Raw genomic sequence first — 20770 nt, forward strand, 5'->3', positions numbered from 1 at the left:
ACATGACACTCGCCGCATAACAACACGAACTGGTGTCCACTTCTCGGGGGGAACCCCCCGGCACTCTCTTCCCGCCCCGCACCCCTAATGACGCGACGGCAGCTCGTACACCCGGAGCTGCGGACACGTGGATCTCCGAGCGAGGCCCGGCTGCGAAAACCCGTCGAGTTCCGCCTGGGTGCTGCCTACCCTGGCGGTATGCCTTCCGGGAAGACCTCCTATGTCTGCCTGCCTTGCCGGGCTTCGTACAAGCAGCCGTATCTGTCGTACGAGCCGCACGACGGGGACCGGCGGCGGGTCTGTCCGCGCTGCGCGGAGCCACTGATCCATGCGGGATCGGCCTTCGCCGCGCCGCCGCGCCGGGACACCGAGGCCTGGAGGGTGCTGTCCGTCCTGCTGCACGCGGGTGTCCGCTTCCACAAGAGCTGTTGCGGCGGGCCCGGGTACCGCCCGCGCACGCTGAGGGAGGTGCGCGAGCGGATGACATACGCCCGCCGCAGTGGCGAGCCCTTCGCCAGGGCGCTCGTGCGCTACGAGGTGCCGTGACGGGGGAGCCGGACCTGGTGCGGCTCGTGCCGCCGCCGACTGCTCCCGTCGATGCCCGCGGCGACTGGGCCGCCGTGGAGGCCGGGCTCGGCGTGCGGCTGCCCGACGACTACAAGTGGCTGGTGAAGACGTACGGGTGGGGCGAGTTCTGCGACTACCTCTACCTGCGCACGCCGTTCGGCACGAGCGAGCACAACGGGGTCGCATGGCAGAACGGCAGGCTGTCGGGCGCGCCCGAAAGGGACCAGGAGTACTACCCGTACCCTCTCCATCCGGCTCCGGGCGGGCTGCTGATCTGGGGCACCACCATGGACGCCGACCGGCTCTGCCGGCTCACCGAGGGGGCACCCGGGGCCTGGCCCGTCGTGGTGTGGAGCAGGGACGGCTGGTACGAGACCCACTCCATGAGTGCGGCCGCTTTCGTCGAAGCGTGGAGCGGGGGACGCGTCGGCTCCCGGTTGCTCGCGGACATGGAGCCGGGGCCGGCCCCCTGGTTCAACGCGTTCCGGCCCCGGGTCCACCGCTGCCTCCATCTGACCGAGAGCCTGCTCGCCCACGACCGGCGCCTGGCGATCCTCCGGCAGACTCTGGCCCCGACCGTCGACCGGGGCAGCTGGCGCTCGGAGAAGGGCGATTCGGGGCAGGACCACTTCGCCACCGTCGACACGGACTGGCTGCTCACCTACGACATGTCACGTCCGCACCAGATCCGGATTTCGTTCCCGCCGGAGGACGGTGCGGTGGCCCGGCACCGTCTCTTTGCCGCCGTACGGCGGATGGGGTGCGAGGTGGTCCGGATCAGTGGGTCCGACGGGGTGCCGCTGCCGGCCTGGGACGCAGTCACCGGCGAGGACGCGTAGGCGTCCACGAGGCCGAAGGCACAGGGTCGTCGGCCCGAGGCGTCGATCAAGCGGGGCAGTCGGCCTGCGTGCTGGCCGTGCCCCAGCGGATCATCAGGTAGCCCGACGCGCCGATCTCCGCCACGGCGTAGCGGGTGTACGGCCAGCCCTCGCCCATGCTCTGCCGCTGGTTCGCGAGGGCCCGGCACGCCTCACCCGCGGCCATGTCCGCCCACGTCTCGATCTGTCCCCGATTCCACAACAGGTAGTCCGACCACACGTACATGGCCGAGTTGGCGGGATCGAAGCCCACCTTGATCTCCTCGTGGCCGAGCACCTGGTCGGTGCCGAGCGTCGAGCGCATCGCGTTGCTCCGCTCGATGATCCGCCGGGCGGCGCGGTCCGCGACCCGGATCTCGGCGCCGTCGGTACTGGGGACCATCGCCTCTCCGAGCCCGTACTGGTCCGGCTCCCAGTCCTGTCCGGTGCCGTCCTCGGCGTCCTGGCCGTCCCCGATGGCCGACCGGCACCGTTCGTCGTCGACGAAGTTCTCCTGCCAGGTCACCTGCGGGTCCTGGCCCTTCTCCTCCTTCACCATGACGTACGAGCGGTACGGCAGACCCGGGTGAAGACGGAGGACGACGTCCCGCAGCGTCATGCACATCGACCTCGCGACCTCGGTCTCCGCGTACGCCATCCCCTGCTCGTCGGCGGCCAGCCGGTACGAGAAGTAGACCTCCCGGCGCGACTCGTGGAACCGCACGGCTCCCGGAGCCATCTCGATCGGGCTCAGGTCTCGGGCGGTGACACCCTGGTCGTGCAGGACCGCGCGCGCCACGTCGTGCTCGCCCTGGCCCCGCGCCGGGCGCGCCTGTCGCCAACTCTCCGCGCTCGCGGAGTCGTCGGCCGCGGCCTGTTGTTCCTTCTTCGTCGTGTTGTCGTCCGCGGTTCTCGCGGACGGCTGCCCGGATCCGGCCGAGGCGACGGGGGAGACCGAGGCCGCGGAGGGCGATGCGCGATTTCCGTTGCCGGTGCTGCCGGGCATGAGAGCCGCCGCTCCTCCGGCCATGCCGCCGACGACGGCCGCCACGAGGGCCACGACGCCCACCAGTTGCTTCTTCGAACGGTTTTGGGACGGGGGAAGCTGCCACGCCGGGTCGTCCCCGGCCGGCACGTCCCAGACGGCTGTCACCATGTCCACCGCCGTCGCCGGCATCACGTCGGCCCTCACCACCTGGGTGACCTGGGAGGCCAGCAGTTCCGCGCACGCCCGGGCGGCCTCGACGGCCGACGGGCGGTCGCCCGGCTCCTTGGAGAGTGCCTTCTCCACGACTTGGCGCAGCGGCGCGGGGACGCCGTCCAGGTCCGGTTCCCCGGACAGCACGCGGAACGCGACCACATCGGGTGCACCGGTACCGAAGGGCAGCCTTCCGGTGGCCGCGTAGGCCAGGAGCGCTCCCCAGGCGAACATGTCGCCCTCGGGGCCGGTGGCCCCCGTGCGGTACTGCTCGGGGCTGATCCAGCCGGGGGTGCCGGTCATGACGCCGGTGCGCGTCACACTGGTGCCGTCGGCGGCGTGCGCGATCCCGAAGTCCAGCACGCGGGGGCCACCCGGCGTGAGAATGACGTTCTGCGGTTTCACGTCACGGTGCACCACTCCCGCGGCGTGGACGGCCTCCAACGCCTGCGCGGTGGCGGACGCGAGCGCGTACAGGCTCCCTCCGGTGAGCGGACCGTGGGCGAGCAGGTGCTGGTGCAGCGTGGGGCCGGGAACGTAGGCGGTGGCCAGCCACGGGGTGTCCGCGTTCGTGTCGGCGGTGAGCAGCGGGACCAGATACGGGCCGGTGACGCGGGAGGAGAGCTCCACCTCACGCTTGAAACGGGCCCGGAACTCCGGGTCCTGGGCCTGCTCGGGATGAATCACCTTCACCGCGACGCGCGTTCCGTCGGGGGCGACGCCGGCATGGACGGTCCCCATGCCCCCCGCACCGAGACGGCCGACGATCCGGTAGTGGCCTATGCGGGAGGGGTCGCCGGGACGAGCCGGCTGGACTCTTCCGCCGGAGCCGTTTTCGCTCACAGACTGTTCCTTCATGTGGTTCTGAGACGGTGTGTCACCGTCGTCGCTGACGCGTCTTCAGCGGTCGGCGTAGTGCTTCGCGAGCTGCTTGATCTCTTCGACCCACAGCTCCATGTCGTCACCCGGCCGCTTGTACGGGGCGCGCCGGGCGAGCTTGAAGAAACCACCGGACGGTCGGCCGGTCTCCCGCAGGACCACGAGCGCGGAGAGCAGCGGCAGCGATCCGTCCGGGCTCTCCCGGACGGAGGCGTCCTCGAGGAGATAGGGCATGGGCCCTTCATAGGAGGGGACTTGATGGCCGCGGCCGGCCAGCTCGGTGCTGAGCTCACCGTACGACAGCGGTGCCGCACCCCCGCGTGCCCGGTTCTGCAGGATCTCGACCACTGCGTCCAGCGCCTGCTCGTACTCCAGCGTGTTCTTCTTCATCGCCTTCTCCCCGCCCCGGTCGCTCGATCCTGAGCCGACTCAGAGCCTAGACGGCCTACACGCAAAGGGGCAGGGGTGCACACCGGATTTCTATCATCGAGTTGTGAACTCAGTGCACGAACTGCATTACTGAACCAGTCAAGTGCCGCCGAGCGATGCTCGATTCGTCGTCGGTCAGTCGTTTTGTCAGGCTTGACCGTGGGCGCGAGCCTCACCCGCATCCGCACGGCGGGCCACTCTCATCCGCAACGTCCTTGGGGGATCACCATGCGCACCACCCGCACCTCGGCAGCCGCCGTGCTGTTGCTCGCCGCACTCACCGCCTGCGGCCCGACCGCCGACACCGGCACGGACGCCAAGCCCGCGGACCCCACTCCTGCGGCTCCCTCCCCTACGGCTCCCGCCCCCAAGTCGTCGGACACCAGGGCCGACGAGGCGGCCCAGGAACCCTCGACCGCCGCCGAGACCACCGCGAAGCTGCCGGAGATGGTCGGCAAGGGGCTGCAGAGTGCCCAGGACGAGGCGCAGGCCGTCGGCTTCTACCACCTCACGTCGCACGACGCGCTCGGCCGGGGCCGCAACCAGATTCTCGACCGGAGCTGGAAGGTCTGCTCCCAGACCCCGACGCCCGGCAAGCACTCGACGGACACGAAAATCGACTTCGGCACGGTCAAGCTCGAGGAGACCTGCCCCGCAGGCGGCGAACAGGGCGAACCTGAGAAGGCCGGCTCCACCATGCCGAACTTCGTGGGGAAGTCCGTCAAGGTCGCCCGCCAGGCGCTCGACGCTTCCACCAGCATCACGGTCGACGACGTATCAGGCCAGGACCGGATGGTGCTCCTTGAGTCGAACTGGCAGGTCTGCTCGACCGACCCGGCGGCCGGAGCGAAGCTCGACGGGCAGCCGGTGACGATCGGGGCCGTCAAGTTCGGCGAAAGCTGCTGACCGCGTGCCGGATCCGGCACAGGTCGGTACCCCGGTCGTAAACCCACGGAGGTGCTGGTTCGAGCCGAATCACGGAGCGGGTGACTGGACGAGCCCACGGTCAAGCCGATCCGGAATCAGCACCGGTGGATTCAGGCTGAACCGCAGGGTGTCGAGTCGTAGACTTCGCCGGGGAACGCCGACGACGTCCGGCCGTTGCGCGCCCGTGGGGGAGGAGATCGCATGCAGGACCCTTCGGACTCGATGGAGAGCGCCGAGCCTGAGGAGAACGGCCGGAGCGACACCGCCGACTCCCCCGTTGTGGACGATCCGACGTCCGACTCGGACATCGACTCGACGACGGCGCCGACGGTCCTGGTTGAGGTGCTCCCAGGAGTGGCTCTCGTCGCCGGTGAGGTCCCGCCGGAGCTGAAGCCCGATCTGATCGACTTCGGGATCGTCCCGGCTGCCGACCGCAAACAGATCTCCGCGATCCTCGCCTCGCTCGGGAACGCGGCGACCGTGGCCGGCAACCTCGGAAACGCGTTCGCCGGCGTGCAGGGGCTCTACAGGATCAGCGACGCGACACAGGCCCTGCTGAGGAGCGGCGCGACGCTCGCCGTCAAGGACGGCGCGAACCTCGGAACAGTGATGGTTCCTGGCCGCTTCATCGCTCAGGCTCGCCTCATCCCCGTGACCGCGGTGAGCAAGGCGCAGACCGCGGCCTCGCTCGGGCCGGCGCTGGCCATGGTCGCCCTTCAGATGACGCTGAGCGAGGTCACGGGCCTCGTCAGGACCAACCTCGCGCTGACAAGCCAGGTCCTCACCACCATCCGCAAGGATCACTGGGCCGAACTGACGGGGCTCGTCGCCGCCATCGATCGCGCGGTCGACCAGGCGCGAGAGATCGAATCGGTCCCGACGTCCCTGTGGGAGGACGTCGCGGGCAGTGGAGCGCTGCTGCAGAAGCAGCTTGAGCTCTACCAGGGGAACGTCCACGACCACGTCAGGCAGATCGGCCGATCCGACGCGCACAGCCACCGTGAGTACCTGCAGACGAACGCCGAGGCGATCGTCTTCGATGCCCATGCCCTCCTGTCCTCCCTCAAGGCATGGACCGGATACCATGCGCTCCGCGCCGCGAGGGCGAGAGCCGCCGGCCGCGAAGACGCCGCCGAGGCGCAGTACGCCGAGGTCATCGCACGCGACACCCGCGCGGAGTTCGACTCCGCTCTCGCCGAGACGACGAGCCTCCTCGGCGCGCTGACGCGGGAGCTGCGGATCATCGCCGAGCTCCCCGGACCCGAAGCATGGCCGCTGCCGGGGAAGAAGAAGGACGTGAAGGCAGCCCGCGAAGCCTCCGCCCGTCTTCTGGAGACGATCGAGCCTCTTGCCGATACTCTCCGCCCGCCGGCCCCTCCGCTCGAGGCTCCGGGCGTCGTCTGCGCCCCCGAATCACTGGATCTCGAGCCGTACCTCCGCATCCTGCGATGGTTCCTCGACGACGGTGAGACCCTGCGCGTCCTCGGCTTCCCCGACCAGCTGGACGCCCTCGGTCCCCTTTCCGCGATCCTCGGCGGAGCGAAGGAGAAGTTGGCGGCAGCGCGGGACAAGACGGCAGCGAAGACACTGGTCGCCGTCACGGACCGCCGCATCATCACGGCCAGGACGAACGCATTCCTCGAGCAAGCCGAGATCCGTCAAAACATCCCGGTCGACCGAGTGCGATACGTCCGAGCAGTGACCACGCAGGACAAAAGCGCGCGCCTGGCGATCGACCTCATCACACGTGACGAGAACATCCGGTGGCTTTTCCACGCTGACATGGACAACACCCAAGTGGATGAGTTCGCCGCCGTGCTGGCCGAGTCGATGACGATCCCGGACGTTGAACGCGATGCGCTTCAGCGGCGGCGTCACGCCCCCATCGAGGCGGGCAGTGAGGGCGAGAGCACCGGCACCAGGTCTACCGAACCGACCGGATCCGAGTCCGTGACCTGCGGTGCCGATTAGGCCCCGAGTCGATCGACCGGTTCGTGGCCAGGACCGATGGAGAACCGGCAAGGACGGGCCGAGCCCTCCGCCGTTGTCACTGGCGGGGGACGGCCCCGTGCCCTTCTCCCTCGCCGGCCCCTTCGAGCACGATGGGGCCGTAGGACACGCCGTCCCATACGGGTATCTCACCCTCAGACGTCCGGGAAGCCAGGCGCCCACGTGAGCCGTATGCCGGCGGACTGGGCCAATGAGGACCACCGAGGGCCCACCGGGCGCTTCTCCAGCACCAGGACGGGATGAAGGCGGCGACCGGGGTGGGCGGTGCGGAGTTGGTGCGCGTAGTCGAGGACCTGCCCGATGCCCAGACGGATCTGCTGGTCTTCCCTCGCTCCCGTCAGACTCTTGACCTCGGCTATGAACACGTCCGTCCCGCGTGACCATCCCGCGTCGAATGCGGGAGCGCCCGGCGCGTGGGTGCGTACCTCGACGCCTCGGCCGGAAAGGTGCACGAGGAGCGCACCCACCGTCGCTTCGTGTGCGGACGTCGCCTTGTCGAGATGGCTCAGATCGAGTGTGAGCTGCGCGGACGAGCGCCGGCCTGGTCTGCGCACTTGAAGGGGGCCGCCGAGAACCTCGTCTGTGGTCGGAGAGGCTGCCACGGGGCGCACGCGCCCGCCGCCCGACCTCCTCAGCTTCAGACACGGGGCGGGACGCCGCTTGAGCAGTTTCGAGAAGCCGTCCGCGTCCACGACGCAGACGTGGTGCCCCTCGTTGCGCGAGGTGTCGGCGTCGACGAGCTTGCTGCTGTACGCCCGGCGGCTGTCCGTCACCACCTTGCTGGCCAGATCGCCGTAGACGACCAGGGTGATCTTCCGCGAAAAATCAGTCTTGGTATCCGCATCGTGCTCCTCGGCCAGTTCCTCACAGCGCGACCTGACCGTCCGCTCGCCGTCGACGAGCACGCGACCCGTGAAGCAGATCGTGTGGCCGCTGAGGCTGCGGACGGTCCCTCGGCACGTCCTGCCCGGCACCACTCTTCCTCACCCTCCGTCCGGAGCCAGCCAGTCGATGTGACGGAGCACCGGCAGGACACGGAAGTGGACGAAGCCGAGTACCGGCGTCTCGTCGTCCTCGGCGGGAAAGAACAAGGCGTGCTGGAGGGGCTTCTCGTCCTGCGGGTCGTCCAGGTCGACGAGCGGCAGGTCCGGGCGGTCGTGAGCGGGCTCCAGCGTGACGTCTTCCCTGTCGGTCAGCTCCCGCAGTACGAACAGCCCCATCCGGTCGGCGAGGGCTTCCGTGGTCAGGGACTTGTTGATGCGCGGCCTGCCGTGCTTGTCGACGTACGTCGGATACACCATGACGCGGAGCTCCCGCCGTCCCGGTGTGGGGGCGATGCCGGAGCGCAGCCGCCCGTGCAGATTCGACAGGGCCGAGGGCATCTCGGGCATGACCGGGGGCTTGTGGACCACCAGGTCCCGTTCGCCGTTGCGCCAGTGGTTGTCGTGGATCTTCAGCGTCGGACGCCCGGGCAGGTGCAGCTCCCATTCGACGGCGCTCGCCACCGATGGCTCACCGGACAGCGTCGTGCCGTTTTTCGTCACTCGGTCACTGCCGCGCGTCAGCTCGAGCTCGCTCAGTACGTGCACGGATGCCTCCCTCATACGCGATGGTCGGTTCACTCAGTCCCGCTGTGCCAGATCCAGCGCCGCCGTGTGCACGAACCAGTCCAGTACCCCGCAGATCTCCTCCCCGTGCTCCGCGAAGACCCGCACCGGGAAGGACGGGCGCAGTTCCAGCTTCGCCTCGGGCAGGTCGATGCCCTCGATCTTGTTGAGGCGGTTCAGCAGCTCGCGACGCTGTTCCGTGTCGTCGAAGGGGCTGCGGTCCTTGAGGTACTGGAAGACGACCTCGACCGTGCCGCTCACCGGGTAGATGCCGACCGGCCACATCAGGTGGGGCCGGTGGCTGGTGCCGGCGTCCAGCATCGGGAAGCAGCTCGTCTCCTCGAAACGACCGTAGTTGACGTAACCGCCCTGGCGGCGCCAGAAGTCGAGAGCCGCCAGGACGGCGTCGTGGGCGTCCGGCCAGTTCTTCCGCAACTGGGTGCGGAAGCGCTCTGCCGCCGCCGAGTCCTCGCCCTCGGGAAGCGGGTCCTGAGTGACCGGCTGAGCGACGTCCTTGCCCAGCAGGGTGGCCAGTTCGGCGGCGGACAGGCGTTGGGAGCGGTGTGCGCGCCCCCACGCATCGAACCGGATGCCCTCACTGGCGAGCAGTTCCTGCGGCGGTTGCCGGTCACCTCCCTCCGGCCAGCGGAACGAGGGAGAGATCTTGCCCTCCACGGTGAGGACCCGGTACGCGCCGATCAGCGAGGGGTTGGATCCCAGGTAGGCGCCTACGGCCACGGGGAGACTGCCGATCAGCTCGGCGACGTCCCCGTAGGTCGTCCATGTACCACTCGGCATCACCACCAGTGCGGCCCGCAGTTCCGTCCAGCCGGGTGACTCCTCGCCCACCGGCTTGATCCCGCCGATCGGGCCCGGCCACAGTTCCACCGCACGGTCGGTCAGGCGGTTGGCCCGGTCGAGGATCTCCGCCTTGCCCCAGCGCTTCGCCTCGGCGATTTCCAGGTTCATCCGCAGAGCGCTCGATTCGAGGATCTGCTGCTTGCGCTCGAAGGGGTGGTTGGACAGCTTCGAGTTGTCACCGGTGAGCGTGAGGTTTCCGAGCGTGTGCACCAACAGGTCGTGCAGCTCCTGGGGGGTCTGGTTCTCCTCGGTCTCCTCGTCGAGCAGTTGGAGCCATGCCGCCGCGGGCCGTTGCGGGAGTACGTGCTCCACGCTGAGGGCTGCCTTGACGAAGTCGACCGGCTCGGAGGGGCGGTAGCTCTCCTCCAGGCGGCGCAGGATGTAACTGCGCTGTGGGGGACGGCCGCTCCAGTAGAACGGCTTGCCGCGGATCGCCGCACGCAGTTCCTCGTCGCTCGGCCACCGGCGACGGCGTCCGGAGAGGAACCGGCGGACCGCTTCGGCCGCCGGTCGGTCGGTCTCCAGGTTCGTCGGCGCCTCCATGAAGATCCGGTTCAGGCCGGTGGTGGGTGTCTGGCAGATCAGACGCCGCACCAGGTACGACTCGACGTACCGCAGCGCCTCGGCGGCATCGTCAGGTGTCGTCCTCCCCGCGTCGACGAGGTCCAGCAGGTGCAGGGCCAGCGGGTAGTGGGTCTGACCGCCCCAGGCGGCGAGGCGCTCCAGCACCGCACGCAGCTTCGGCGACGACTCACGCGCCGGCTCGACGATACGCAGGAACCGCCTCCCTCGCTGGGCCAGTTGCTCGACCTCGTACTGCAGCGCCCCTTCGTCGCCCGCCAGCGACTGGAGCCGCTTCTGCTGCTCCCGATAGATCTCGCTCTGCTTCGCCTTGGAGTTGCCGCGAACGATCAGGTCCAGCCACACGAGCAGTTCGAGATTCTTCGGGCCGAGGCTCTGCTGCATGGGCAGCCACAGTTCCTGGTAGACACGTTCACCCCGCTTGGGCAGCAGCATGAACACGTAGTTGCGCAGGAGGTCGCTCTGACTGAGCCCTACGCCCGTGTTGTTGATGGATTCGAAGATCCGATAGACGTTGTCGCCGGGCTCGGCGGTGATCTCGACGATGGAGAGCAGGTCCTTCAACACGGTCTCGACGGTCGCGGTCCACCGTTCGTCGCCCGCCTCGTGGCCCTCCGCGAACGCGCCGCGGAAGAACCGGTAGGCCGCGCCGACATTGTCGCTTCCGCCCGCCTCGGCCCGGGACCGCACACAGGCCGTGTAGGCCTCCCGGTCTGCCTGCGTGGGCAGCAACCGGTAGTGGTCGAGGCCCTCGTGGAACTCGTTGACCAGCACCTGCCGGTGTACTCGGTCCACGCCCCGCTCGTCGCCGGTCGACCTGAGGTGGTCGCGGAGCGCGGCGAACGCCAGCATCAGCGTCGTCAGGCGCTGCTGACCGTCCACGACCAGCCACCTCTGCACGCCGCCGGCCTGGATCTGTCCGGGTGCGAGTACCACGGAGCCCAGGAAGTGCGGCGCCGTGGGCTCACCGGACAGATGCTGGTCGACGAGTTCACCGACGTCCTCCCAGAGGCGTTTGAGCTGTTCCCTGCCCCAGCTGTACGTCCGCTGATAGAGCGGTACCTGGAACTGCTTGTCCCCCTGGACGAGCTTCAGGAAGGTGATCTCCTGGGCGCGCATGCGCTTCCTTTCCCTGCCGGGCACGGGTCGGTGGTCCCGTCCGGCGAGTTGAGCCCCGGTGGCAGCGGCCACTCAATCTAGGGGCAATCGATCTACGATGACACCGCTTCGGATACTTCGGGTGGAGTGCCCGGGATCATCCGGTCACATGCGTGATGCCCGTCTGCTTGGAGACGCGCGGCATCGTCTCGTTGGGGGAGCGGCGCAGAAGTTTGATGGAACGGCACTCGACCCAGGCGTTCCATGCCTTGAGGTAATAGAGCAGGTGCTCGCGCGAGTCGTCGCGGCGCCGGAGTGCGGTCCCCCTGGCCAGACCCAGCATGGTGTTGCGCAGGGTGAGTCGGGGATCGCCCGGCTCCAGCCGTGCGCCGGTCACCAGCCCCTCCTTCCAGGGGGACTGATCGACGTCGGGACGCGCACGCGTGGTGATGTACCAGCCGATCGTCGCCGCCGTGACGGTGATGCCGCAGCCGCGGTTGCAGGCGATGCCGTGCTGTACGGCCTCGCGGATGCCGGGGTGCTCGGCAAGCAGGGTCAGCAGCTGGTCGTTGCTCGTGACGGACGAGCCGCCGCTCCAGGCGGAGTTCGGTGCGTTCAGGTAGAGGTGCAGGCCGCGCAGGGCTGCGGCCAGGTGGGTCGCGTTGGCCTCACCGGCGAGTGCGAGGGTGTCGCGGCCGGTGCGCTTACGGCCGGTGTCCATCACGGTGAACGCCGTGCGGGGCACACCACGCGCGACGGTCAGCGGCACTGTGAGACCGGCCTTGACCACTGCGGCCAGCCGGTGCTGACCGTCGATCAGTACGTCGTCCTCGTCGAAGGCGATGCCCTGGTGGGTCAACTGCCATTCCCCACGCTGGATCCGGGCCGCCAGCTGCTGGACGGTCGCCTTGCTGAGCGGCCTGTTGTTGGTGTTGCGAGTGAGCCACTCGGCGGCCAACTCCGGTGTGACGTCGAGTACTTCCATATGCATGGCGTGTGGGTGCCTTTCCCTGGGTGGCGAGCGCACGGGCGGCGGCTCCGCAAATAGCATGCATCAATGGTGTGAACACAGTCAACGATCATATGTAAGTGATGGCGCGTTTCGCTCTGCAGGGATCTGCCGCAGGCCGTGAGGCGGGAGGTGATGCGGGTGGCCACTGCTTGCCCGCCGAGGGGTGTGCCGGGTGTCGCGTAGCTCCGGAGCCCGATGTGTCGATGCGGTTGCTGCTACGCTCCTCCCCGTGTGCTCAGTTCACACCTTGCCGACGCGCCAGGGGGGCGTGGTTGGCGGTGTGTCCGGCGTGAGCGGGGCGCGTTTGACGAAGGCGGCCACAGGGTGGCCCTCAGCAGCAGTGGGGTGGCGTGTGAGCCAGCACGAGAGCGGCCCGGGCGACAGTGTGCGGCCGACCGGTTCCGACTACCAGTACGACGACGGACTGCACGTGCGCGTGGACGGCGTAGCGCCGTACGAGCTGGTCGATCCCGAGGACTCGTACGGGTACCGCGAGGGCGACGATCTGGTGCGCTGCACCCTGTATCTCAGCAACGGCACGGACCGGCCCATCGACGTCGACGGCATCACGCTGCTGGTGCGCAGCGGGCCCTACGGCAAGACGGGCCGACAGGTGCAGGATTACCGGACCGAGACGCTCGACGGCGAGCTCGAAGGCAGGCTGCTCAAGGGCCGTCGCGCGTCGGCGACCTGGGCGTACAGCATCCCGGCCGGTACCGCCGGAGAGCTGGACATCGAGGTGCGGTTCCCGAGCTCCCACGACCGCGAGAGCGTCACCTTCACCACGGCCGTCGCCGCTGCCTCCGTCTCCGGCGGTGATCCTCGGGCGGCTTTCGCGCGCGAGGCTCCCGCACTGCTGCCGGATCAGGCCGCTCTCTTCGGCGATCAACAGGCTTCCCTGTTCACGGACGAGGAACCGGCACCCGCGGGCCCCATGCCGAGGTCCATGAGTCACCACGACAGCGGGGGTGCCGATCGCGACGCCGGATCGCCACGCCCCATCGCCGGAGTCCCCCTGGGGGCCGTCCCCGCGCAGCCCAGCCGCGGCGGGGCCCCGGCGCCGGCCTCCGGCACGTACGAGCCGACCGACGCCACCCGCGTGCGGCAGATCTTCCGGTTCCTCGCCGAGGCCGAGGAGTCCAAGGCACGGCCCGTGCGCACCCTGGACGGCGCCGCCGGCACCGTGTGGTTCGAGGAACTGCCGCACGACGACGGCGTGGCGGTCATGCTCGACGGGGCGCTGGCCACCGACGACCCCGCCTGGGTGACTGTCGAACGCCCGGAGCGCGAGGACACCCCCCATCCCGATCCGCTCCTCGCCCCGTGGGTGGACGACACGCGCCTGAGGGACTTCAAGCAGATCCGTGCCCCGCACCTGCGCCGCCGGATCGAGCCGGAGTTTCCGGACTGGTCGGAGGGGATCCCGCTCGAGAAGACCTACCACGAGCTGGACGAGCACCCGAAGCGCGAGCGGATCGAGAAGTTGTACGCCGCCTGGGAGGAGGAGTGGCGCGCGTGGGCGGAGCGACGCCGCGCGATCGACCCCGTCGTGCGGCTGTACGACCGGCTCCACAAGATGCACGAGGACGCCGCCAACCTCGGCGAGGCCTACGAACTCGTCCTCGGGCTCGGTCGGCTGACCTGGCAGACCGCCGCCGGGCAGCGGGTGGAACGGCACCTGGTCACCCACCGGGCCGTGATCCACCTCGACCCGTCCACCGGCACCCTCACCGCCGCCCCCGACCCCACGGGCACCGGACTGGAACTGGAAGAGGGCATGCTGGAAGGTGCCCAGCATGTCCCGGGGCCCGTCCGGGAGGAGATCGTCCGGGTGCTGGAGGGCGCCTCGGATGTGACCGACCCCGAACACCTCGACGCCCTGCACACCGCCCTGCGCAGCTGGGCGAACGCCGCGCACAGCGCGGGGAGCTACTCGCCGGCCGTGGAGCGCGCCAAGCCGCGCAGCCTCGACGTGCCGCAGGTGGGGCTCACGCCCGCGCTCGTGCTGCGTGAACGCAGCCGCCGGTCGATGGTGGACGCCCTCAAAGCCATCGCCCGCCAGGTCGACGCGGGCACCGGGCCCACCGAGCTGCTCGCCTACATCGCGGGCCGCGACGGGGCGCTGACCGCGGCCGACCTTGCGGCGGCCGAGGGCGACGGGACGGGCAGCGACACCGGCGAGATGTATTTCGCGCTCCCCGCCAACGAGGAGCAGCGCACCATCGCCGAGCGGCTGCGGGCCAACCGGCTCGTCGTCGTCCAGGGACCGCCCGGCACCGGCAAGACACACACCATCGCCAACCTGGTCACCGACCTGCTCGCCCAGGGCAAGCGCGTCCTCATCACCAGCCACACGCCACGGGCCCTGCGCGTCCTCCGGGACAAGCTGCCCGAATCCATCCGTGACCTGTGCGTCAGCCGCACGGAGGACGGCGCCGCCGCCCAGCGCGAGCTGGAGGCTTCCGTCCAGCGGATCCTGAACGAGTACGCCGGCTACGACGCGAAGGCCTCGCAGAAGGACATCCGTACCCTCCAGTCGCGTCTGGCCAAGGCCCGCGGTGCCCAGCAGGCCATGCTGCGCGATCTCGCCGTCCTGCGCGAGCAGGAGACCCACCGTTTCGACGCGGAGATCGGCGACTACAGCGGAAGCCTCCAGGAGATCGCCGAACGCCTGACCACCGAGGCGGGACAGTACGAGTGGCTCGGCGCGGTCCCGCAGGAACAGCCCGCCCTGAACGCGGCCGAAACGTTGGGCCTGCTGCACGCCACCCGCGCCTACACCCCGCACCACCAGGCCCTCGCCGCCGATGTACCCGGTCCCTCCGAGCTGGTCGACCCCGGTGACTTCGAGGATGCCGTCCGTGTCGTCCGCTCGGCCGACGAAGCGCACACGGCCGTCCGGAAGGACTCGCTCTGCGCGCAGTACGACATGGCGGTACGTGGTCTCGATGAGGCCGCACAGCGGGAACTCTCGGCCGCGCTCGACGCGTTCTCCGGCGCCCGGGCCCGTGCCGCGTCACTCGCGGCCGCAGCCGGCCCGTGGGCGGTCTCTCTCCTGGGAGAGGTCACCGCCGGCCAGGACTGGCAGACGCGGAGCCGGCAGGCAGCCGTCACCGACGCCCTCACGGCGGTCGACGCCTCGCTCACCACGCTGGGCACCGCCCTGGTCAGCGGGCTGGAGCAGTACGACCCGGCCACCGCACTCGGCCAGGCCACCGCCCTGCACGACGGGCTCACCCAAGGACTGAAGCTGCGTGGCAGTCTCGGCCTGCGCTCGAAGCTGGCCAAGGCCGTCGGCCCCTTCGTGGAGAGCGTCCGGGTCGACGGACGGCCCCCGGAGGACGTCGCGACCGCCGCCGTCGTCGTCGCCCGCGTCCAACTGGAACTGCGCCTGGCACAGGTCGAGTCCGAATGGGGAGCACCCGCCGGCGCCTGGCAGGGACACGGGCCGCGCCTCGCCCGCCTGCGGCAGGAAGCAGCCGTACTCGACGCGCTCCTGACCGTGTCCGCCACCCGCACGGACGTCCTCACCGCTGCTTCCACCTCCCCGCAGCTGGCCGTCGCCACCTGGCACGACACGACCGTTGAGAACGCCGTACGCGCCCTGCTGCGCGCGGCGAGTACGCTGCGCGCAGCCGAGCAGTCCCGGCGAGTCATCGCGGACACCGAGGAACTCCTGCGCTCCTGGAGCGACCGGCCCGCGGTCTCACCCGCCGTCGCTCGCGCGCTCGAGAGCGTGCGCGCCCAGGACCACGACGGCTACCGCGAGTTCAGCCACGAGATCGCCGAGGTCCGCGAGGCCGCCCGGCTGCGCGCGGAGCGGCACGCCGCCCTCACCCGTGTCCGTGAGACGTTCCCCGCCCTCGCCGAGCGGATCACCGACACCGCCGAGGACACCACGTGGGACGCCCGGCTGCCTCACCTGGCCGAAGCCTGGGCCTGGTCCGCATGGCGCGAGCGCATGGAGCGGCTCACCGACCCGGAAGCCGAGCGCGCCCTGCGCGGGAAACTGACAGAGGCCGACGACGAGGCGCGCATCATGCTCGCCCGGCTCGCTGCCGCGCGGGCCTGGCACCGCTGCCTCGGCCTGCTCACCGGCGACCAGTCCCGCGCGCTCAGCGCCTACCAGCAGGCCGCCCGCCGCATCAAGGGCAAGTACCAGCACCGCTACCGGCGCGACGCGCAGGCCGCGCTGCGCAAGGCGCAGACCGCGGTGCCGGCCTGGATCATGCCACTGCACCAGGTCGCCGAGACGGTCCCCATGGACCGGCCCGGCATGTTCGACGTCGTCATCGTCGACGAAGCCAGCCAGTCGGGCCTGGAGGCCATGATGCTGAGCTGGCTCGCCGACCGCATGGTCGTCGTCGGTGACAGCAAGCAGGTCAGTCCCTCCAACGTCGGCCTCAAGCAGGACGAGTACTTCCACCTGAGAGACCGGCTGCTCACCTCGCTCGAACCTGACGTCCGCAGCCTGTTCGGCCCCGAGTCCAGCTTCTTCGACCTGACCGAAGCCCTCTCCGCCGGACGCGGCACGCTCATGCTCAAGGAGCACTTCCGGTGCATGCCGGAGATCATCTCCTTCTCCAACGAGCTCTGCTACAACGGCAGGCTGCAGCCCCTGCGCCAGTACGGCGCCGACCGCCTGCCCCCGGTGCGCACCGTCCACGTGGAGGACGGCGAGGCCCTCGGGGCCAACACCCGGCTGGCCAACACGGCAGAGGCCGAAGCCCTTGTCGACGCCGTCGTGCGCTGCTGCGCCGACCCGGCGTACGACGGGAAGACCATGGGCATCATCACGCTGCGTGCGAGCAAGGGGCACCTGACGGAGCTGGAGAACCTGCTCGCCGAGCGTCTCGACTACGAGCAGCGCGAGGAGCGGCGCATCCGGATCGGTGACGCCGAGGACTTCCAGGGCGACGAACGCCACGTCATGTTCATCTCCTGCGTCAACTCGGCGACCACGGCGGCCGGAACGGTGCCAGGCGGCTTCAACGGCAAGACGTACGAGCAGCGGCTCAACGTCGCCGCGTCCCGCGCCCAGGACCAGGTGTGGGTCTTCCACAGCGCCCGGGCCGAGCAGTTCCACGAGAACGACCTGCGTCGCTGGTGGCTGGACCATCTCACTCGGCCCGCCGAGGACGACGGCGTCGCCCTGGACGGGGAGGTCCTGCCCGACGTGCGGCACGCGGCGTTCGACAGCCTGTTCCAGCAGCAGGTGTACCTGGAGCTGGCGACTCGCGGTTACCGCGTACGGCCTGCGTATCGCGTCGGACGCCACACGATCGACCTGGTCGTGGAAGGCGGCACCCGCAGGCTCGCGGTCGCCTGCGACGGCGACGCCTTCGCGGAGGGCGAGGACGCCTCCACCGCGGCCGCTCGCCAACGTGACCTGGAGCGCGTCGACTGGACCTTCGTCCGGATCCGCGGCAGCCGGTTCCATCTCGACCGGGAGCAGGCACTGGCACCACTCTGGACCGAGCTGGAGCGGCTGGGTATCGAGCCGGTACAGGAGGACGACGAGAGCGCTCCTGCCCACGCCGCGGATGTCCCGGCGGCCGAGGAGGCGTGGGCCGGTGGTACGGACGTCACGCGTGAGGACGTGGAGCGCCCGTACGAGGAGACCCCGCTCAGCTCGGGCTCCGAGGATGACGTCCGGGCGATCGAGGACGAGCCGGGCCCGGGCGCCGCAGGGGTGCTGCTCCCGGGGGCCCCGCCCGCGGGCGGATCCGGGGAGGCGCGCGTGACCGGACCGACGGCCGACTCCCGCAACCGGGCCGTATCCACGGTGACCAGTACCGTGCGGACCGCGACAGCGGCGCCCGCGGTCACCACCCGGCCGATGGCACCCGCTCCCGCATCAGGTCAGGAGCCGGGAGCTCCGCGAACCGCGCGCGGCAGTGCGCTGCCGGTCCAGGAGATTCCCGCCGCCGCCTTCCAACGGCTGGTCCGCGAGATGCAGCAGCTGAAGGCCGCCGTCGACGCCCCGGACGAGACCCCCGACGGAGTGGAACCGGCGAACCTCGTCTTCCTGAGGAAGACCCAGGCCGATCAGAGGGACCGGCGCGCGAAGCGCCTGGCGTTCCTGCGGACCTTCCTCGACGCCGTCCGTGTCGCCGGCGAGGCGGACCCGCCGAGGGTCGTGATCCCCGGTGCTCTGCTCGTCCTGGAGTTCGACGGGCAGGTGGACGAGGACACCCTGTACACGGTCGCCGAACTGCCCGTCGACGAGGCGGACATCGTCTCGCCGTCGTCCCCTCTGGGACACGCGCTCATGTGGCAGCCGACGGGCCGTGAGATCTCCTACGAGGCGGCTCAGGACAAGGCGCTCACGGTCGTCGTCCGGGAGATCCGGGTCTGAGGCCCGGGTCCGTCGGGGCGGGCGGGGGCCGACGGCTCCCGCCCGCCCGTCTCAGCCCGCGACCGGTTCCAGCAGCGGGCTGCGCTCACCGCTCCACGAGATCGCCAGCGCGTCGCGTGCCCGGGTGCACGCCACGAACAGCAGGCAGTGCTCGGCCAGCAGATCGGACTCGTGTTGCACCGGGTCCACGTCCGCGGGCGTCACCTGCGGTGCGAAGGGCAGTACCTTCGACGTCACACCGACCACGGCCACGCACCGGAACTCCAGCCCCTTCATCGCGTGCATCGTCGCCACCCGCACCCCGGACACCTCCGGGCCGGGGTCGTCCTTGACCGCGACCGCCGGGATGCGCTCCCTGCGCAGCCGCGCGATGACGGTGTCGACCAGCGTGTTGAACCTCGCGCACACCGCCACCTCGGACGGCTTCACCCCGTCCTGGTCGATCCAGGTGCGGATCTGCTCCACCAGCGCCCGCAGCTCCTCGTCCTGACTCGCGTGGCCCCGGGCAGCCGGGACACGGCCGTGCAACTGCGAGCGGTAGCCCCGCAGGGAGTCGTGGCCGCCGTCCTCGTCGTCGTCCTCACCGAGCCGGCCGACCGGCCGGCCGTCGAGGAGGGAAGCGGACCAGCGCAGGATCTCCTCCGTGCTCCGGTAGTTGATCCGGAGCCGGGACGTGCGCCCCCGAACGTTGACACCGAGCGAGCGCAGCGACACCCGGGAGTCGTAGATGCGCTGGTGCGGGTCCCCGACGACGAACATGTCGTCGGCCTGCCGGGCGGCGCAGGCGCGCAGTACCCGCCACTGCGCCGGGTGCAGGTCCTGCGCCTCGTCGACGACGACATGACGGTACCGGGGGCCGCTCTCGGTCAGGATGCGCGCGGCCTGGTCGCACAGCTGCGTGTACGTCGCGGAGTCACGGGAGGCGAGGTCGGCGGTGAAGCGCTCCATGACCCGCCACAGACGCGCCCGTTGCACCCGCCCCACCTGGGTGCCCCGCCCACGCCGTACGCACCGCAGATACTCCTCCGGCGTCCGCAGTCCCTGAGCCAGCACGACGTTGCGGAACTCCTGGGCCAGGAAGGTCTCCGTCCATGGGAGATCCTCGCGGGCGACGGCGCGCGTCCAGGCGCTCTTCTCGGCGGCGGCCGACAGCGGCTTCGGCGAACCGCCCCGTGATTCACGGATCACCCGGGCGGCGAGAGAGTCCACCGTCGTGACGTCGACGCGGTTCAGCAGATGGGCGTCGGTGTCGCCGAGGAGCAGGGCCAGGCTGTCCCGCAGGGAGGCCGCCATGGCGTTGGTGAAGGTGGTGAGCAGGATGCGGTCCCCGTCCCGGCCGGTACGCAGCAGGTGCCGGACGCGGTGCAGCGCGACGACCGTCTTGCCGGTGCCGGGGCCGCCGGTGACCTGGGCCGGCCCGTTGAAGCCGGAGTGGTAGGCGTATCGGCGCTGGGCAGGGTGGAGGAAGATGCGCCAGCGGGTCAGGTCCTCGGTGAGGATGCGCTCCAGCTCGCCCGGACCGGTCACTTCCACGATGCGGTCGGAGGTGTTGAGGATCGCCTCGGTGAGTGTGACCGCCGGCCGGTCCTCCGCCGTACGCACGGTCTGGCCCCGTGGCGCGATGAGCTGCTCCCAGACGTCCTCGGGGGAGTAGCCCTCCGCCAGGAACTCCAGTACCTCGTACTGGTCGGCGGGCATCATGGGCGGCGCCATGACCCCCAGATCCTCCGCGGTGACACAGACCCGCGCCAGACGCAGCACCTGGTCGTCGATGCCGAGGTCGCGGAGCACCGTGTCGGAGTGGGGCTCGAACAACCGGGCAGGGGTCGAGACGGCCTTCGTCTCGAAGTAGGTCTCCATCTGTTCCAAAGCCTCGACGTTGCGCACCTCCAGACCGCCGGTGGCACCGTTGACGGAGTAGGCGCGCTTGCAGGCCCAGTTGATGGCCTCGTCGTGCGGAGCGACACGGAGAAGGGTGAACAGGTCGCTGCCGTCGTCGGGGGCGAGGAGCACGCCCCGGTAGAACCTGGTGATGCGTATCGTGCGGATCCGCGCGTCACGCGCCCGCTCCAGTTTCTCCAGGTGCATGCCCTTGCTCGCGTGGAGTTGGGGGACCGTCATGCCACGGAACATCTGGATCGCGTCGTTGACCTCTTTCTGAACGGGCCTCTGGAGCGAGATGAGGTCCCCGACGAAGTCGTCGGAGAGGGCGAGTCGGGGCATGAGCGTCCTTGGGCAGCGGTTCGGCGGCGGGTCGGCAGCGGTCGGAGGGCCAGCCTAGAGACTGGGGCCGCACAGCGGCCAGAAGCCTCCAGCTTATTGTGTGAACTCAGTCAACGGTCTATATTGCTTCTGCTGCCGCACTGGCGACTGTGCTCGTGCCCG

12 protein-coding genes are annotated in these 20770 nt (G+C 70.0%); 5 read left to right on the forward strand and 7 right to left on the reverse strand.

Features of this window, described 5'->3' with window-relative positions; translation table 11 throughout:
- The first annotated feature begins 198 nt into the window (after positions 1-198).
- Together ACFP2V_RS35510 and ACFP2V_RS35515 are read left to right on the forward strand one after the other, a co-directional pair.
- The gene (locus ACFP2V_RS35510; RefSeq protein ID WP_381219758.1) at positions 199-546 is read left to right on the forward strand and encodes a deoxyxylulose-5-phosphate synthase; all 348 of its coding nucleotides are present in this window, start codon (positions 199-201) and stop codon (positions 544-546) included.
- Positions 543-1406, forward strand: a complete 864-nt coding sequence (locus ACFP2V_RS35515; RefSeq protein WP_381219760.1) for an SMI1/KNR4 family protein — start codon at positions 543-545, stop codon at positions 1404-1406. Before ACFP2V_RS35510 ends, ACFP2V_RS35515 begins: the two co-directional genes overlap by 4 nt.
- Positions 1407-1452: 46 nt before the next feature.
- Here the strand turns inward: ACFP2V_RS35515 and ACFP2V_RS35520 are convergent, their stop codons facing one another.
- Complete coding sequence (locus ACFP2V_RS35520; RefSeq protein ID WP_381219763.1) at positions 1453-3465, reverse strand: serine/threonine-protein kinase; 2013 nt, start codon at positions 3463-3465, stop codon at positions 1453-1455.
- A 57-nt stretch (positions 3466-3522) separates the two neighbouring features.
- Entirely contained in the window at positions 3523-3891 is a 369-nt protein-coding gene (locus ACFP2V_RS35525) for a hypothetical protein (RefSeq protein WP_381219766.1), read from the reverse strand.
- Between the two features lie 267 nt (positions 3892-4158).
- Here ACFP2V_RS35525 and ACFP2V_RS35530 point away from each other — a divergent pair, with 267 nt between their 5' ends.
- Both ACFP2V_RS35530 and ACFP2V_RS35535 read left to right on the forward strand, forming a co-directional pair.
- Positions 4159-4836: a PASTA domain-containing protein gene (locus ACFP2V_RS35530; RefSeq protein WP_381219769.1), complete on the forward strand. Its 678-nt coding sequence runs from the start codon at positions 4159-4161 to the stop codon at positions 4834-4836.
- Positions 4837-5058: 222 nt separating this feature from the next.
- Complete coding sequence (locus ACFP2V_RS35535; RefSeq protein ID WP_381219772.1) at positions 5059-6828, forward strand: hypothetical protein; 1770 nt, start codon at positions 5059-5061, stop codon at positions 6826-6828.
- Between the two features lie 173 nt (positions 6829-7001).
- Here the strand turns inward: ACFP2V_RS35535 and ACFP2V_RS35540 are convergent, their stop codons facing one another.
- The 4 genes from ACFP2V_RS35540 to ACFP2V_RS35555 all read right to left on the reverse strand — a co-directional run bounded on the left by ACFP2V_RS35540 (position 7002) and on the right by ACFP2V_RS35555 (position 12006).
- Complete coding sequence (locus ACFP2V_RS35540; protein WP_381219775.1) at positions 7002-7841, reverse strand: BRCT domain-containing protein; 840 nt, start codon at positions 7839-7841, stop codon at positions 7002-7004.
- A gap of 9 nt (positions 7842-7850) precedes the next feature.
- Complete coding sequence (locus ACFP2V_RS35545; RefSeq protein WP_381219778.1) at positions 7851-8456, reverse strand: hypothetical protein; 606 nt, start codon at positions 8454-8456, stop codon at positions 7851-7853.
- 33 nt (positions 8457-8489) lie between these two features.
- Entirely contained in the window at positions 8490-11036 is a 2547-nt protein-coding gene (locus ACFP2V_RS35550; protein WP_381219781.1) for a GmrSD restriction endonuclease domain-containing protein, read from the reverse strand.
- A gap of 136 nt (positions 11037-11172) precedes the next feature.
- On the reverse strand, positions 11173-12006 hold the full coding sequence (locus ACFP2V_RS35555) for a ParB N-terminal domain-containing protein (RefSeq protein ID WP_381219784.1): 834 nt from the start codon (positions 12004-12006) through the stop codon (positions 11173-11175).
- Positions 12007-12379: 373 nt separating this feature from the next.
- Between ACFP2V_RS35555 and ACFP2V_RS35560 the strand changes: the two genes are divergently transcribed.
- Positions 12380-18385: an AAA domain-containing protein gene (locus ACFP2V_RS35560; RefSeq protein ID WP_381219787.1), complete on the forward strand. Its 6006-nt coding sequence runs from the start codon at positions 12380-12382 to the stop codon at positions 18383-18385.
- 51 nt (positions 18386-18436) lie between these two features.
- Here ACFP2V_RS35560 and ACFP2V_RS35565 read toward each other — a convergent pair whose 3' ends face one another.
- Positions 18437-20608, reverse strand: a complete 2172-nt coding sequence (locus ACFP2V_RS35565; protein ID WP_381219790.1) for a UvrD-helicase domain-containing protein — start codon at positions 20606-20608, stop codon at positions 18437-18439.
- Positions 20609-20770: the final 162 nt, after the last annotated feature.

The organism is Streptomyces incanus (genome assembly GCF_042656345.1).
In the GTDB taxonomy this organism is placed as follows: domain Bacteria; phylum Actinomycetota; class Actinomycetes; order Streptomycetales; family Streptomycetaceae; genus Streptomyces; species Streptomyces incanus.

What these genes read in the sequence shown, in the direction of transcription:
- ACFP2V_RS35530 (WP_381219769.1), top strand. Translation starts at nt 4,159, where the DNA reads ATGCGCACCACCCGCACCTCGGCAGCCGCCGTGCTGTTGCTCGCCGCA.
- ACFP2V_RS35550 (WP_381219781.1), bottom strand. Translation starts at nt 11,036, where the DNA reads ATGCGCGCCCAGGAGATCACCTTCCTGAAGCTCGTCCAGGGGGACAAG.
- ACFP2V_RS35510 (WP_381219758.1), top strand. Translation starts at nt 199, where the DNA reads ATGCCTTCCGGGAAGACCTCCTATGTCTGCCTGCCTTGCCGGGCTTCG.
- ACFP2V_RS35555 (WP_381219784.1), bottom strand. Translation starts at nt 12,006, where the DNA reads ATGCATATGGAAGTACTCGACGTCACACCGGAGTTGGCCGCCGAGTGG.
- ACFP2V_RS35535 (WP_381219772.1), top strand. Translation starts at nt 5,059, where the DNA reads ATGCAGGACCCTTCGGACTCGATGGAGAGCGCCGAGCCTGAGGAGAAC.
- ACFP2V_RS35565 (WP_381219790.1), bottom strand. Translation starts at nt 20,608, where the DNA reads ATGCCCCGACTCGCCCTCTCCGACGACTTCGTCGGGGACCTCATCTCG.
- ACFP2V_RS35525 (WP_381219766.1), bottom strand. Translation starts at nt 3,891, where the DNA reads ATGAAGAAGAACACGCTGGAGTACGAGCAGGCGCTGGACGCAGTGGTC.